The following is a 14,540-nucleotide window of genomic DNA, read 5'->3' on the forward strand; positions in this document are numbered from 1 at the left end:
GCCCGTCAACAATATCCTCCCCGTCAGTAGCAAGCGCTGAATTGTCGTCATCCCCATCCGTCAGCTGAACCGCAGCAGGATCAATCGGGTCCAGCCCAACCTGAACTGTAACCCAGGCTGTATTTGAGACTTCACTATTACTATCCGTAACCGTGTACTCGAAGCGTTCGATTCCCACGAAATTTGGATCCGGTGGTGTATATGTAAACGCGCCGGTTCCGGGTTCTTGTGACAGGCCGCCGAATGTAGGCGGTTGCGTGATCACGATATTGCTGTATTCGAGTGGAAGACCATCGGGATCAGTATCGTTTGCCAGCAGATCCAAAATGACTGACCCGTACTCGGCCAGGACGATCCAATCGTCCTGTGCAACGGGTGCCGTTCGCGCAGTGAAGCTAACGGAATCGTAGCTTGCTGCGGTAGATGGCGCGAACAGGGGATCGCCCATCCAGCTCGGTGTCCCGTGCCAGATGCTCAGAAATATCTGAGCGTCCGCAGTTGGAACCTCCAAGTCGGTGGGATCGACCACGGTGTGCAATAGATTGCCATCTGCATACCATTCAATCGAGTCTGGGCCCCATTCGATCGTGTAGGTATGCATTCCGGCTGAGGAGTCGAAGCCTAGGTCAACAACGACTCCCGAACTCTCGCCGCCAAAGTGATATGTCACTAGTGCCTGGGTTGGATCACTACTAAGGAACTCAAAATCGATTTCGGTTTGGGGGGAATAAAGGAAAAATGTCGAGTTTGCACCGCTGCCATCTGCCGTCTGCATCGTGACGGTGTATGTTCCAAAACTAAAGTCTTCGACAGAGCGTATTTCACCGCCGCTATAGGATTTTCCATCCAAGGGCTGATCATCAAGTGTCAGGGTAAGTTGACCCGCTTCAACAGTGACATTGGAAGGCGACCAGGCTGTATCAATCCAGCCTCCGGACAATGCGTAGTCCGATATCAGCCAACCACTGGCCTGCAACGGAGCATCAAATTCTTCAGAAAATGTAGACATGTAACCCAACCCACTATTAAACTAAATACCGCGTTCTGACCTAAACTCTGTTGCAATCAGATCAACGGTCAAACTTGAATTTAGACAACCTTTGCCCCTAATTTTTATAGCTATATGCCCCCAAAGCGCAAATCAACTTTGTGCCAAAACCACTAAACAATCGTATACAAATGTTGAACTATCTGATTAAAGAAACCGTTTTGTCTTCGGACGGTAGGCTGTTCAGCTAAATCTGAAAGGAATGTGCCTTCGCCGGGCATTGGTGCATTCGTCTCCGGTTAGGGGCGCTTTGAAATATATGTGCCAACCTAATTTGTTTGATACGAAGCCTTTTTTCTCTCTTTGAAGATGCCCCTAATTCTCTGACCCTTAAATTCACTTAGGTAAGTAGCTCGTGTGCTTAAGAGCGCGTACAGCAACGCCTTAGTCAGCTACGACTTGGCGCTTCATGCGATTTTTGAAATAGAAAAATTTAAAAATAGTAGTAACTTGAGGTATAGCCAGCCATTTTTAGATCGTCTACATGGGTCCAGAAGGGAAGGGAGTGTTTTGCTGAGTACCTCCAGTCGCAAGTCTCGTTTTCATGCTGCGTTTCCTCATTTTTAGTGCCGGATCCATTATTGGTGCCGCAATTGATCTTCTTTTGAGCCTTGCATTTTTTCAACTTGGCGTTCCAGCTTGGGGCGCTCTAGGGCTGGCGATGTTTGTTAGCGCGACTTTAGTTTACGTATTCCACCAAAAATTGACCTTCGGGGACCTTCACTCCCGAAATCTCAACACCGGCCGCCTGACTATCTTCTTGGCAAACACAGTGGCAGTATACTTTTTTCGAATATTGATATTTTACTTATTGGTGGGTTGGGAGTTTTCCGAGTTTATAGCTCTTTGCGTAGCTCTCGTAGCCTCGGTAACTGTGAATTACACAATAAGCCGGATGCTTATTTTCTCGAGGCTTGGTAGTAGTTTGCGGAAGCGAAGGGAGTAATTGATGAGTCTGATTAGTATAGTTGTGCCGTGCTATAATGAGGCCAGTGTAATCGAGCATTTTGTTGCGCGTCTGTCAGCCGTCACACAGGATGCAGCAAACCGATTCAGCGTCAGTTTTGAAATTGTTTTTGTGGACGACGGTAGTGGGGATGGCACCAGTGAACGGCTGCGTGAAGTAAATCTTCCAGCAGACTCTCGTGCCATAGTGTTTTCGCGCAACTTTGGTAAAGAAGCGGCACTAACGGCGGGTCTTGATATGGCGGCTGGGGAAGCCGTGATTCTCATGGATGCCGACCTTCAACACCCGCCTGAACGGATTTTCGATCTAATTGAACACTGGCATTCTGGCTACGACGTAGTCTATTTTTATAAAAGCAACCGCGCTGACGAAGGGCGGGGGCGGGGCACTATATCAAAGGTTTTCTATGGGCTAGTCAATTTTGGGGCCCGCTTTAAAATACCGCCCGACGCTGGCGATTTTCGCCTGATGGATCGTCGAGTTGTGGATGCAATCAGACAGTTACCGGAACGTGAGCGCTTTATGAAGGGGCTATATGGCTGGGTTGGATTTAAGCAAATCGGACTTCCATTTGATGTGCCAAACCGCCACGGAGATCAGGGTAGCCGCTTCCCGTCATCCCGCTTGTTTGCGCTCGCTCTTGACGGGGTGACATCATTTTCGATTGCACCCGTCAGATTGATTTCACTTTTCGGATTTTTAATACTTGGCCTTAGCCTCATTTATATGGCGTGGCTGATCCTTGAGCGCCTTTTGATTGGCTCTCCTTTTTCAGGTTTTACGTCGATTGTTGTATTGATTACCTTTTTTGGTGGGGTGCAACTTGTGTGCCTTGGCATTATTGGGGAGTATGTCGGTAAGTCCCTTCTCGAGGCCAAGCGGCGCCCGAGCTATATCGTGCGGGAGACCTTCGTGCTGTCGAGCGTTGATACAACCGCAGAGGTACAGGCAACGGCACAATTGAAGAACTCAGACGTTCATAAACAAATTTAAGATGGGCCGGACGCTTTGGATCATTGCCGATGACTATGGACTAGGCGAGCAACATGACTCGGTAATTCGTGCTTTACTGCGTGACTCAGCTATCCACGGCACATCGGTTTTATCGGAAACTTGCAGTTTGTCTTCCGCTCAAACTTTATCCTCTCTCTGGACCTCTGATCGGCGGGTCGGGCTTCATTTAAATTTGACATGGTCTACTTTGAGGGATGAAAGGCGGCCAAGCCGGAATATACTTCTTAGCAGAAGCCTATTGGGCTTGGCGGGTGGGGGTGTAGCGCGCAGTTTAGCCTCTCAGTGGCATCGCTTCGAAGAACTCTTTGGCCGGACACCAGATTATATCGATGGCCATGAACACTGTCATGCTTTTCCAACTATTCGACAGATTGTTTTAGAGTTTGCTGCCAGGCATGGAGTCGCTGTCAGGAGCATGGTGCCGATGGTTACACCTAGTAGCATCAAAGAACTGGTTATCGCGAAGCTCGGAAAGGCGGTCTATAGGCAAGCCGAAACACGAGGAGTAAGCACAAACGAATGGTTTGGCGGTGTTTTGCCCATTGATAGACCCGATCAGGCGATTTGTGCTCTGGCTAGAGAGATTGCCATGGGCCAACGGATGGCCGCCGACGGTAAGGTGGTTGGTGAAATCTGGATTATGGTCCATCCAGGGAGCCCTCTAGACCCGATCCAAATCCCGGGCCATTCGCCATTGCTACGAGGATCGGAAGCGTCGCTCTTAAGAAAGATCGCAGTGCCCGACGCTGCCACCATTCAATCTTGAGGGCGATAGTGCAGTAACTTCCAGTTTGGAAACGCTTTGGATTCTGTGACCTCTACAAGCCAAGGCAGCGTATCCCCTTTTGATACTAGCGAAACGGTTTCGGGACGCATGCGTTTTTCTACTTCTCCGAGGAAGAGAAAGACTCCGCCTTTTGCTCCCGATTTCGTCTGCGCTGACACAAGAGCGGCCTGGAGTTCGCCTTCCGACTCAACGTTAGGTAGCCACGCAGAGGCGGCACCGGTGTAGTAGGCCAAATGGGCAGATTTTCTAGAAACGATCACATCATTAGGTCCAATAATCGGTTGAATTATAGGAAGAACGCGTGCGAGTTCTGGATTACCTCCAAGCTTTGCGAAGCGCCGAGTATCTGTCCAAGCATAAAGACCTCCCACTAGCACAATGGCAACGGACATACTCAACACAGGTATACGTAATTTTGGCGCCCAATCTTTTCGCTCAGCGATCAGAGAAAGCGAGAGTAAAGCGCCGACTCCGATCCACGGGACAAAGTAAAGATGATAACGAGCCTCAAATGCTTTGAGATTTACGAGGAGTAATTGTGCCAGAGTTAATACGAAGAAAAAACCAACAAGCGGTCGATGATGCTGCCCCACTGTGTAAAGCAGGCCTGGTAAGAACAACAGTGCGAGTGCTGGGCCGGCAAGTAGCGGAATGCGCCGGAGAATTATGTCCAGTAGATCTCGGATATACGACTTTGCCATTGTAACCGGGTCATGCGTTAGCACATCAGCTAAACTATCAAAGCGAGATCGTGCCTCGATCATTCCTTCCCATGAGATGCGCTCTTCGGTGAAATATGTGATTGCAATATTATGGTAGGTCCCTGCTGGCATTAGGTTCGACTCGGTGGCGACCGCGAATACGGCGAATGCAAGCAATGCAAACCCTAATCCAGCTACACATCCAGCGACTAAACGTATCCGGTCAGTCCCCCTACTTTGGAATAGCGGTAGGGCAAGCAGCAAAAGAAGGGTGATCCCATTCGTCCGTGTCATTGTAGAGATTATTATTAAAATACCTACTCCTAGCCAAAGCCAAAAGGATTTGCGGACTGAGGCATACACAGCCAAGAGGCAGGTGGAATAATAGAGAGCCAGATAGAAAACATCTGACGTAGTCTGCATAGCGTATTTTAAAAAGACCGCCGACGACAGTAAGCCTACAATTGCACCTAGCCCTGCCAAGGGCCCGGCAATTAACCGGAACATGCCATAAGCAGTGATCATCGTCAGGGTAAAGGATATAATGGAAAGGCTTTTTCCAACCCAAAACCAGTCGCCTTTGAAAAAATGACCGATGGCCATAGCAATAATGAAACCCGGCGGATGGAACTCACTAGCAAGTGCTTCTCCAGCGATAAGCTTTTCTGCTTCTAAGACCATTGAACCGACGTAGTCGGTTTCGGTCCCGTAGCCAAAATATGAGCGATCGAGGGATAAAGTATAGATGCCAACTAGCCCGCAACATATTAGAAGCGCGGCCAAAATATCGAACCACCGAACTAGTTCGTGGCTGCGGGGTACGGCGGAGACTTCCTTCTTACCATTGCTCATATTGTTGAGTCGCTCCCGAAAATACGTTTGTGTGCAAGTTACTGGTGGTTTGAAATTCAGACTAGGCTCAGAACCTACTAACTTTCTTGAAGTCTGCCGAGTTGCACTTTTCAAAACCTGGCAGATAGAATTTAAATCTCAATCTTGTTTTGTTATTTAGAATCAAAATAGAACTACCGTTGGATGATCCCATTTAAGGCGCTTCGAAAAGGCGGTCGAGGCCAGAAGGCGTATTTGTATAGATGCAGGGTTGAGCAGGTTTCAGGTGTTTCAGGTTGCAAGTCTACATAACTACACAATTGGTTTCTCCAAAGATCGGTTGCTGAGGGATAATTTTCACCACTCAATCAAATATAGAAGACGCAGTTTTTATATAATCTTCTGTGGTATAGTTGCCTTCAGTAAGGAAACCCTGAAACCGACCTCCGTTAGGAGGTCGCGAATTTTAACCTCATAGATCGGGCGGGCGTATTTTTCGTCGTAGAGATTGCGCGCATTATCCGCGCGGCGTTTGGCTTCTTTCGGATTATCCAGCACTTCACGCATACCTTCGGCGATCGAGTCTGGTGTTGGGTCGACCAAGAAGCAATATTCATCATCCAGCACCTGCGTGTGCGACCAGATGCGCGTAGCAATCAACGGCTTGCCGCTTGCAAGCTGTTCGTAGACCTTCAGTGGCGTGTTGGTGCCATCGATACGGGGAGACAACAAAATGTCTGCGTCCCGGTTCAACCTCAAGGCAGCCTTCTTGGACACTCGGCCGGTAAACACACATTGATCTGACAACCCTTCATCGACCGCCACTTTTTTCATGGCCTTGACCTGATCCGGAGTGCCGCCGGCCAATATTAGCCTTGCCTGTGGGTGTTGATCGGTAATTTTTGTGAACGCTTTGATCACTCGATCGATGCCTTGGTATTTCTCGAATGTCCCAGCATAGACCATAGTTGGGTTTTCTGCGGAAAACACGACATCTTCAGCCTCGGAATCTACTGCTGCAGATGCGCCGTGAGAGGCCTTCAGTTTGACATCGTCGAAGATCGAATTTTCGATTAGAAAGTGCTTTTGCTCGGCGACACCCTGTTGCAGGGCATAGTCACGCAAATCCGGGCATATCGTGATTACCGCATCCGCAGCTTTCAGGCAGCTGTCCTCGAGAAAGCGGAAGATGCCGATCAGTATTTTCGATTTCGTGAAGCCGAAGTTTTCGAGTTGTTGAGGTAGGCTGGAATGCATGTCGTAGATCATCCGAAACCGGAAGATCGGCTTCAGCGCCCGGCACCAGAAGACGGATTCCTCATGGGCATGGACCAATCCGTACCGGTGCCTGATGAGCATGCCGATCGTCCAGAGCAGGACAAAGACATCCAGAAACATCTTCTTTATAGATGGCCCGATCGGAACAGGTTCCAGAAACGCGATACGCGGGATACGCACGATGCGCACACCCGGAATATCCACGTCCTGTCCAGGATGATAGGTTAGCAGGTCAATTTTAACGCCTGCCTCGGCCAGAACGAGTGTCCGATAGTAGACGCTGAACGGTGTCCCCCGGGGGGTGAAGAACGGATGTGGTGCAACAACCAGCATATCCGCTTTGTGGTGCGCTGAAAGCGTGTGCTGATCAGACATTACAACCATCCCTCTTTGATGTACCAGTCTGCCGTGTCTGCCAGTCCACTTTCATTTGTGTAAATATACTCATATCCGGTATGTTCCCGCATTTTTGACGTATCAAACGCGCGGTCCTTGGTAAAAAAGGCAACACGTCGCCGGTAAATCGGGGGCTCAATTCCCAATGGTTTGCAAACAGCCTCACATATGTCGCCGGCGATGAAGAAAGGGGTGACAGGCAGACGGATGAAAGACGGCATCGTCTGAAGGTGTTTCGCAATGACGCGTACCATCTGTTCGATGCCGATGGGATCGCGTGCACCGCAGATATAAATCTCGCCAATGGTTCTTTCATGCGTCGCGGCCAAGATCATAAACCGAACCAGATCCTTTACTTGGATCAGGTGATACATGCCTTTGCACCCGTATCCCAGGATGGGAACGACTGGTTTTTTCGCCATCCTGAAGACTTTCAGCAAACGGCGATCCCCGGGACCGTAAATGGCCGCGGGCCTGACCACGGTAAGCGGCATATACTCGGTCTTGGCAAAATCCCGGATCCAGAGTTCCGCTTCGACCTTGGTGTCTTGGTACTGATCTCCGGGCGAGAAACGGTATTCCTCGTTTGCGGGCGGGTCTTCAATATGTCCGTGAACACCTATGGTGGAAACATGGATAAACCTTTTGAAGCCAGGGTTTTTGGCGACCGCCCGGGCCAAGTGATGCGTGCTTTCCACATGCACCTTCCAGTAGATGTCGTCACTGATCTTGGCTTCGCGATATGCTGCAGCAACATGGAAAACATAATGGACACCTTCAGTAGCCTGTTTGACCACGCCTTCGTCGAATACATCGCCCTGGAAGAATTCGATCGGTAGATCCCTGATGTCATCAATCTGTGACGACTTGCGCACGATTGCGCGCACCGTGGCACCTGTCGCGCACAATTCCCTGACCAGATGCTTGCCGGTAAAACCGGTCGCTCCGGTCACCAGTACAATATCGCCTGCACCAATACTCATAGTGACGTCGCCTCTAACTCGTTGATCAATGTGTTTCTAAAGGTAGACGGAGCCAAACGATTCAGAACCTGCTGCGCTTCTTTGCGCCGCAGTTCATCTGGCCAGCTAAAATATTCCGCCATCGTCCGTAAAATCAAAGCAAAGTGTTTTGCACTCATCCGGCCCAATACAAGGTCATTTGTCCTGCGCAAGACAATGTCACCAAAGCTGAAAGCCTGCGTATTTTCCACATGCGTCACCACAAAGCCGCGCAATTGCGCATCAGATAAGCCACACGTGTCATGCGGCATGTCTGGATAGTCCGGAAGAGGTGCCTGGCGTGTTTGGCATTTGCGGCGGTCATTCCATTGTTCCAGCAGCAAGTCCACGGCCTGTTCTGCTGTCAACCGGGCCGTGGTCCACTTGATGCTGACAATGCTGAACAGACCACGGACGCCATTAGTGGTAGCATGATCAATGATCCGGCTTTCGTGCAGCTTTATACCATCTTCACCGACGCTGTTTTCCCCCGGCGTCAGCCCCTGGTAACAGTACAGAACATCCTCTGCTTTCAGATCCATAGCCGGGTAAGCCTCATTGAACTCATCCACAAATGCCGCGATTTCATCCTGATCGACAGTCATATCATCTGCAGTGCCCCGATACGTGAAATGTGTCGTTCCAATCACGGCCTTCCCTTGCCAAGGCACGACAAAGTACATCCGCTTGGCCATGTCGATCTTGGAATCGGAAGCACGGTTACTCTTTACGGCAATAGCATACGGCAATGCGGGCTTTTCGGTCACAAGATTCATGCTTTTGACCAACCCAACGTTCAACGACAGCCCGGAACCGCCCGCATGCTCCAACCAGTCTGCAACCCAGGGTCCGGTTGCGTTGACCACCGAACGTGCCTGTATTTTGATCACTTCACCGGTGCGCATGTCGGTTGCCTCAAGTCCGCGAACGACATTTGGATGGATGGTGTCAAAATGCAGCTTCTCGGCTTTTACGTAATTGGCGACACATGCGTCGTGATCTACCGCTTGCTGCAATATCTGCAAAACGGCCTTATCCGCGAAACCAACCTGAGCGTCTGCCCACAGCCCACCGCCTGTCATGTCATTTTGATCTATGCCAGGGGCAAGCTTTTTGCAGGCGGTGGCACGCATGAGCCGCCCCTTCGGCCAACCCGGTCTGCTGCCGTCTCGCAAGGAGACAAAAGCACTCAACACCTCAAACAGCCCAATCCCCGCCCCCAATGCCAACGGTCCCCGCATGCCGAACCCGTAGGTAGGCATCAGAAATTGCAGGGGCTGAACAAGATGAGGTGCGGTCCTCAGGAAAATCTGCTGCTCCCTGATGGATTTAAGCGCGCGTTTGAAGTTCAGATGCTGCAGATACCGGATTCCACCATGTATGGTTTTCAAAGAATTATGACTGGTTGCGCTGCAAAAATCCGCCTTCTCAATCAGTGCTACGCTCAGCCCCCGCAAAGCCGCGTCCCGTGCGACACATGCGCCCTGAATGCCGCCCCCGACGACGACCACATCAAAGACACGATTGCGCAGAAGAGATGGATCGCGCTTCATCGGTTATTCAACAGAGTCCGGTTTCTGTACAAAGGCCAGCATGTGATAGCCCGTATTCCGGGTCACGCGCGCCGGAAGAGCATGAAACAGATCAACGAAAAGAGTATTATAGGCGACCGCTTTCCAACCCTTGTGTACCTCTGTCCGCTTGGGATACCGGTAAAGCCTAATTTCTCTTTCAGGGAACGGGCTGGTCAATTCCCCGAACTCACTCAGATCCATCTTGTGAAACACCGGGGCATCCATGTAATCAATTTTCACTCCGGCGGTGCGGTGCATAAAATATAACCACGATCGCCTGTTAATTGTCATCAGAAGAGCTCTTCCTCCCGGCTTCAGAACGCGGTGGATTTCACGCACCATTTTTTCGGGCGATGGTGTAAAATGAAGAACAGTGTGGCAATAAACAAAATCGAACGCATTGTCCGTAAATTCCAACGCCTCTCCGTTCATGACTTGAAAGTGCCCCGGAAGCCCTCTCCATCCGAAGTTTTTCTTTGTCAGCTCTATTGCCCGTCGCGAGATGTCTATCCCGGTGACATCGGCGCCATGTGATGCAAAGCGCGACGTATCCGTCCCAAGACCACATCCGATATCCAGCACTTTCTGACCGGACCATCGATCATACCCGGCAACGGGGGCAAGGTAATCGAGCTTTTCAAAGCGATACCGTTCGACTTCTTTGAAGAAGTCTGGCGTCCCGACCTCAATGTGACGCGCTACCTTCCAGTTCGAAACGTTCTGGTCCCAAAAATCCGAGATGCTTTTCACCGGCCAACACCATCCAAACTGAAACTCTTAACCCAATCGTGTTGTGCGCACTCTACGGTTCCTTGAACCGCATTGGCAACATCGCTCCGCACTGCAGAAAACGCGGCGACGACCTTTGGACCATGCATATTGCAAATCAATTGATGCGCGTCTGTTTTTGATGTTAGGCAACACATAGACAGGGGTCAAAGCAGGGGAATGACGTGGAAAACCAGCGCAGTGCCGTCCCGAAAGATCGCGGTGTCGATGCCCTGAGCGGCAGCGGCTCGGCCCTTAAGAAATATCAGGGGGTTCTTTATTGGCAGTGGAAGCTGGCGTGCGCTTTTACACTATAAATTTGCAATGCTTTTTGCCGCAGGAACTCGTGGCGCACTGGGATTTTTCATGCGAAAATACGTGTCCCCCGGTTTGTTCTGCAAGTCGGGTCGGGGCGTGAATTTCGGACGGGATGTTTCCCTGCGCTGCCCGGAGCGGGTGTATCTGGATGACAACGGCACGATCGACGACGGAAGTGCGCTTGATGCGCGAGGCACCACGGCGCCAGGAGATTTCTCGATCCGCGCTCGCACTCTGATCACACGCGACACAGTCATGCTCGTCAAGAGCCATTATCTCCGTATTGGCTACGATTGTTCGATTGGCAGCCAGTGCAATCTCAGTGGGGTTTCAGGGATCGGAATCGGAGATCACTGAATCGTTGCCGGACAATGCTACTTCAGAGGGGGCGGCACGGGTTGGCATCGGGTCAGGGTCCAATGGTGCTGCAGGTGCTTGAGGTCAAAGGCCTGGTCAAGCAGGGAAATGACGTCTGGGTGAGGGCAAACGTTACGGTTCTGGACGGCGCCATTTTGGCGGCAGGTTTGGTTACGAAGCCGGATGTTGCAGAAAACGCAACCGAGGCTGGTGTCCCAGCGTGGCAGATTCGAATACGAACCTAAAACGCCGCTTCCACCATGCTTTTATAAGAACAAAGCTTCAAAAAAGGCTGTATTGGTTCCATTTTGCGCGCAGCGCGCGGCGTTTGGGCACTTCAACTTAGCTTTGAACGCTGACTCAATTAGCCTGCCTAGCGGGTTTCAATCTGTCGTGGCGCTTCCACAGACATACTGAATACATGATTCACCCGTGGCTTATACCTGAAAATACTACAAAAATAGGCCCGGTAATCCATTACGACTGTGCCTAGTGATTCCACTGAATCAGAACGAAACAGCCAAGGTTGGTTACCTTTTTCAATAATTGCTTTCGTATTTGTGCATTGCTAGGGTCGCTGCGCACCGGAGAGTGGACCACACTGGTCGCGCATTTGAGTTTTGTAGCCGCAAATATTGAAGCGGGAGTAGAGTATTGACCATCAGGTATTCGGTCATCGTTCCGATACTGAACGAGGAAGAAAGCGTTGGTCTGTTGTACAGCAAGGTTGCTGACACGATGGATGCCGCTGGTCTTTCTTTCGAATTGATTTTTGTCGATGACGGATCAACAGACACGAGCTTTCAGAAGTTGTCGGAACTGGCCGCTGCGGATCCGAGGGTTGTCGTGCTGAAGTTTCGCAAGAACTATGGTCAAACCGCTGCGATGACCGCGGGTATCGAATATGCACGTGGTTCGGTTCTGGTGACCATGGATGGTGATCTGCAAAACGATCCGGCGGACATTCCGATGATGCTTGCAAAGGTCGACGAAGGCTATGACATGGTGATCGGTTGGCGGATCAACCGGCAGGACAAATGGTTGTCGCGCAAGCTACCATCGATGATTGCCAACCGGCTGATCGGCAAGGTCACGGGACTGCCGGTGAAAGATAATGGATGTTCGCTCAAGGTGTACCGCGCGAACATCATCAAACGTGTGCCGCTTTATTCCGACATGCACCGCTTTATCCCGGCCATGACCCTGCCCGTCGGGGCCCGTATTGCCGAGGTTGGCGTGCGTCACCACGCGCGTCAGTTCGGAGAATCGAAATACGGGCTGTCCAGAATTCTCAAGGTCCTGCTGGATCTGATTGCGATCAAGACACTACTTCTGTTTGCCGGCCGGCCGATGCGCCGGTTTACTGGTCTGGCCGCTGCGTCTGCTATCATGGCGATTCTGTTTGCCTGGCCGATCATGTTTGGAACAGACGCGACAACGTCGGGCAGTGTCGTAGTGTATACATCGGTTGCGATGCTCTGCGGATCTCTGACTTTGTTTTTGTTTTTAATCGGCGTGGTGTGTGCCTTAATACATCGTCAGATCGGACCCGCCGAACTGTATTGGTTGGGCGCCCATTCCTTGCGCGCGCTGCCTGAAAGGGAACCACATGATTCATGATCAAAGCCAGACCGCAAGCAACTCGGCCGCGACTGGGTTGGTATCTGTGATCGTCAGCGCAGAAGGTGATGGCAAGGGTCTGGCGAACCTATTGACGGATTTTCGCTCTGTGCTGGATCAAAGGCCCGAACCATACGAGGTGATCGTTGTATTCGAACACGTCTCATCTGGTATCCGAGCAGCATTGGAGCCCCTGGCAGTCCAATGGTCGAACTTGGAACTTGTCCCTCAAAGACCGTGGAATGGCGAAGATGCGGCAATCAAACATGGGATCGGCCAGGCGGTTGGCGATATTGTTCTGACCCTTCCCTCTTGGCCAGAGATTGACCCGTCCTCAATCAATACGCTGATTGATGCGCTTGGCGAAGATGACATGGTCGTGGGCAAGCGGAGGGAGTTGAACAGAAGCAGGATGCAAAAGGTCCGGGCCCGGGCTACGCATGGTCTTCTGAAGCTTCTGTTCCAACAGGACTTCGAAGATGTTTTTTGCCGCGCACGGGTGGGACGCCGGGACGTCTTCCTGAAGGTGGCAGAGCTTGGCGTCCGGCAACATTTTCTACCCCTGATTGCCGCCTCGGAAGGTTATAACGTCAGGGAAGTGGACGTGCCTGTAGTCAGAGATACCGACGCTCAGGGCGTCTACAAGTTCAAGCCGAACGCCCATGTAGGAGCTCTGGTCGATGTGCTTACATTATTTGTCGGGCTCAAATATCTCCGGCGGCCGTTGCGGTTTTTCGGATCGGTCGGTGTGCCCCTCATCCTAATCGGGGGATTATTGACCGCCTATCTCGTGATGGAACGCCTCTTATTCGGGGCGCCGCTTGCAGATCGCCCTGCACTGGTGTTTGCTGTCCTGATGCTGGTTCTGGGCATTCAGGTTGTGGCCCTCGGCCTGGTGGGCGAGATTATCATCTTTTCATCCAGCCGAAGATTGCGCAGCTATGAAATCGACGAAGTCTTGCGCGGCAGGCCCTCCGCCTTGCCGGTGTCAGACGCGGAAGCGGTCCATCAGGCAGAGACCCCACCAGATGACGATCATCAAAAGCCCGACAGAGGACGCAAGGTTGCGGACGCCTGAGGGGTGAATGCGAAACTCCGCAACGCGGATCGTTGCGGGTGCTTCAAACTGCCCCCGGATCGAGGCGACCTCGCCTTGCATCGCGGGTGGTGCAATCAGATCAAATGTTTCCCCGGCCCAAACCGTCAGATGGGCACCGTCGGCATGGATGATCAGACGGCTTCGGTCGAACTCTATTGACTTTCCTTTCCTGTTTTCAATATCGGCCAACGTTGCGGCATAGTGTAAATCCGCGCTTCGAGCCCCCTCTTTCAGACCTGCCGGCAGAACGATATAGACCGCGAAAAGCAGCGTGGCCATCACCGCCCGCCACCCGTTGGGCAATTGCAGATCCTTGCCATATCGCGGCTCTTTTACCCAGATCCAAAGTCCGACCACAGCCGACAGGCCCAGCAGCGCATAAGTGGGCCCGTCTTCGGGCCAGAATAGGCCGAAATTTAGCAACTCCCACCGCAGCGGCGCCAGTAGAACAACCCCATTCGCCCATTTCGTCTGCATGGCGTCCAGACCCAGATGCAGACTCGTTCCCAGCGTAAGCACAACGAACGCACCCCGGGTCGCCCGGCTGAAGAGCGCAAGGAAGGCACACAGAACCAAACTCATCAGCAGGGTGCTTTGGGCGATGGCGTATAGGCGCAGCTCAATCAATGATATGCCGGTCGTATCTGGTAATGCGCGCTGGATGATCCATGGAGCGTCCGGCACGACACATCCGGCCAATATCCATTTCACATCCGCTTTGGGCAGGCAAAGCTTTGTCACAAGATATTGAGCTCCGATATGACCAAGCGTTGCGGGCATG

14 protein-coding genes are annotated in these 14,540 nt (G+C 51.6%); 7 read left to right on the forward strand and 7 right to left on the reverse strand.

The features are described 5' to 3' along the window. Positions 1-1,009 (reverse strand): family 16 glycosylhydrolase (locus ACR0NN_RS19850; protein WP_480685368.1); only part of this gene is annotated, 1,009 nt, incomplete at its 3' end. Between the two features lie 583 nt (positions 1,010-1,592). Here ACR0NN_RS19850 and ACR0NN_RS19855 point away from each other — a divergent pair. The 3 genes from ACR0NN_RS19855 to ACR0NN_RS19865 are packed head-to-tail and all read left to right on the forward strand — an operon-like array spanning position 1,593 to position 3,795. Further along, on the forward strand, positions 1,593-1,994 hold the full coding sequence (locus ACR0NN_RS19855; RefSeq protein WP_170725526.1) for a GtrA family protein: 402 nt from the start codon (positions 1,593-1,595) through the stop codon (positions 1,992-1,994). Between the two features lie 3 nt (positions 1,995-1,997). After that, positions 1,998-3,008, forward strand: a complete 1,011-nt coding sequence (locus ACR0NN_RS19860; RefSeq protein ID WP_170725524.1) for a glycosyltransferase family 2 protein — start codon at positions 1,998-2,000, stop codon at positions 3,006-3,008. 1 nt (position 3,009) lies between these two features. Continuing rightward, positions 3,010-3,795 (forward strand): ChbG/HpnK family deacetylase, encoded by a 786-nt coding sequence (locus tag ACR0NN_RS19865; protein ID WP_170725514.1) that lies wholly within the window; start codon positions 3,010-3,012, stop codon positions 3,793-3,795. Here the strand turns inward: ACR0NN_RS19865 and ACR0NN_RS19870 are convergent. The 5 genes from ACR0NN_RS19870 to ACR0NN_RS19890 all read right to left on the reverse strand — a co-directional run bounded on the left by ACR0NN_RS19870 (position 3,786) and on the right by ACR0NN_RS19890 (position 10,347). Then, entirely contained in the window at positions 3,786-5,369 is a 1,584-nt protein-coding gene (locus tag ACR0NN_RS19870) for a glycosyltransferase family 39 protein (RefSeq protein WP_170746997.1), read from the reverse strand. The two genes, ACR0NN_RS19865 and ACR0NN_RS19870, sit on opposite strands and share 10 nt — an antisense overlap. Before the next feature lie 369 nt (positions 5,370-5,738). Continuing rightward, positions 5,739-7,001, reverse strand: coding sequence for a glycosyltransferase family 4 protein (locus ACR0NN_RS19875; RefSeq protein ID WP_170725510.1), 1,263 nt, complete (start codon positions 6,999-7,001; stop codon positions 5,739-5,741). Further along, complete coding sequence (locus ACR0NN_RS19880) at positions 7,001-8,005, reverse strand: NAD-dependent epimerase/dehydratase family protein (RefSeq protein WP_170725508.1); 1,005 nt, start codon at positions 8,003-8,005, stop codon at positions 7,001-7,003. The genes ACR0NN_RS19875 and ACR0NN_RS19880 overlap by 1 nt, the downstream gene beginning before the upstream one ends. After that, positions 8,002-9,576: an FAD-dependent oxidoreductase gene (locus ACR0NN_RS19885; protein ID WP_170725506.1), complete on the reverse strand. Its 1,575-nt coding sequence runs from the start codon at positions 9,574-9,576 to the stop codon at positions 8,002-8,004. The genes ACR0NN_RS19880 and ACR0NN_RS19885 overlap by 4 nt, the downstream gene beginning before the upstream one ends. 3 nt (positions 9,577-9,579) lie before the next feature. Next, a complete protein-coding gene (locus ACR0NN_RS19890) occupies positions 9,580-10,347 on the reverse strand; it encodes a class I SAM-dependent methyltransferase (RefSeq protein ID WP_170725503.1) in 768 nt (255 codons plus the stop codon). Between the two features lie 384 nt (positions 10,348-10,731). On the opposite strand from ACR0NN_RS19890, the gene ACR0NN_RS19895 reads away from it, so the two are divergent. The 4 genes from ACR0NN_RS19895 (at position 10,732) to ACR0NN_RS19910 (ending at position 13,738) form a co-directional block, all read left to right on the forward strand. Next, positions 10,732-11,040 carry a hypothetical protein gene (locus ACR0NN_RS19895; protein WP_170725501.1) on the forward strand — a complete coding sequence of 103 codons (309 nt, stop codon included), beginning with the start codon at positions 10,732-10,734 and terminating at the stop codon, positions 11,038-11,040. Positions 11,041-11,054: 14 nt separating this feature from the next. Next, complete coding sequence (locus ACR0NN_RS19900) at positions 11,055-11,285, forward strand: LbetaH domain-containing protein (RefSeq protein WP_170725499.1); 231 nt, start codon at positions 11,055-11,057, stop codon at positions 11,283-11,285. Between the two features lie 409 nt (positions 11,286-11,694). After that, the gene (locus tag ACR0NN_RS19905) at positions 11,695-12,660 is read left to right on the forward strand and encodes a glycosyltransferase family 2 protein (protein WP_170725496.1); all 966 of its coding nucleotides are present in this window, start codon (positions 11,695-11,697) and stop codon (positions 12,658-12,660) included. Then, positions 12,650-13,738 carry a glycosyltransferase gene (locus ACR0NN_RS19910; protein WP_170725494.1) on the forward strand — a complete coding sequence of 363 codons (1,089 nt, stop codon included), beginning with the start codon at positions 12,650-12,652 and terminating at the stop codon, positions 13,736-13,738. The genes ACR0NN_RS19905 and ACR0NN_RS19910 overlap by 11 nt, the downstream gene beginning before the upstream one ends. Here ACR0NN_RS19910 and ACR0NN_RS19915 read toward each other — a convergent pair. After that, positions 13,649-14,539: a hypothetical protein gene (locus ACR0NN_RS19915; protein ID WP_170725492.1), complete on the reverse strand. Its 891-nt coding sequence runs from the start codon at positions 14,537-14,539 to the stop codon at positions 13,649-13,651. The two genes, ACR0NN_RS19910 and ACR0NN_RS19915, sit on opposite strands and share 90 nt — an antisense overlap. Position 14,540 lies beyond the last annotated feature (1 nt).

The organism is Ruegeria sp. BA2 (assembly GCF_056539605.1).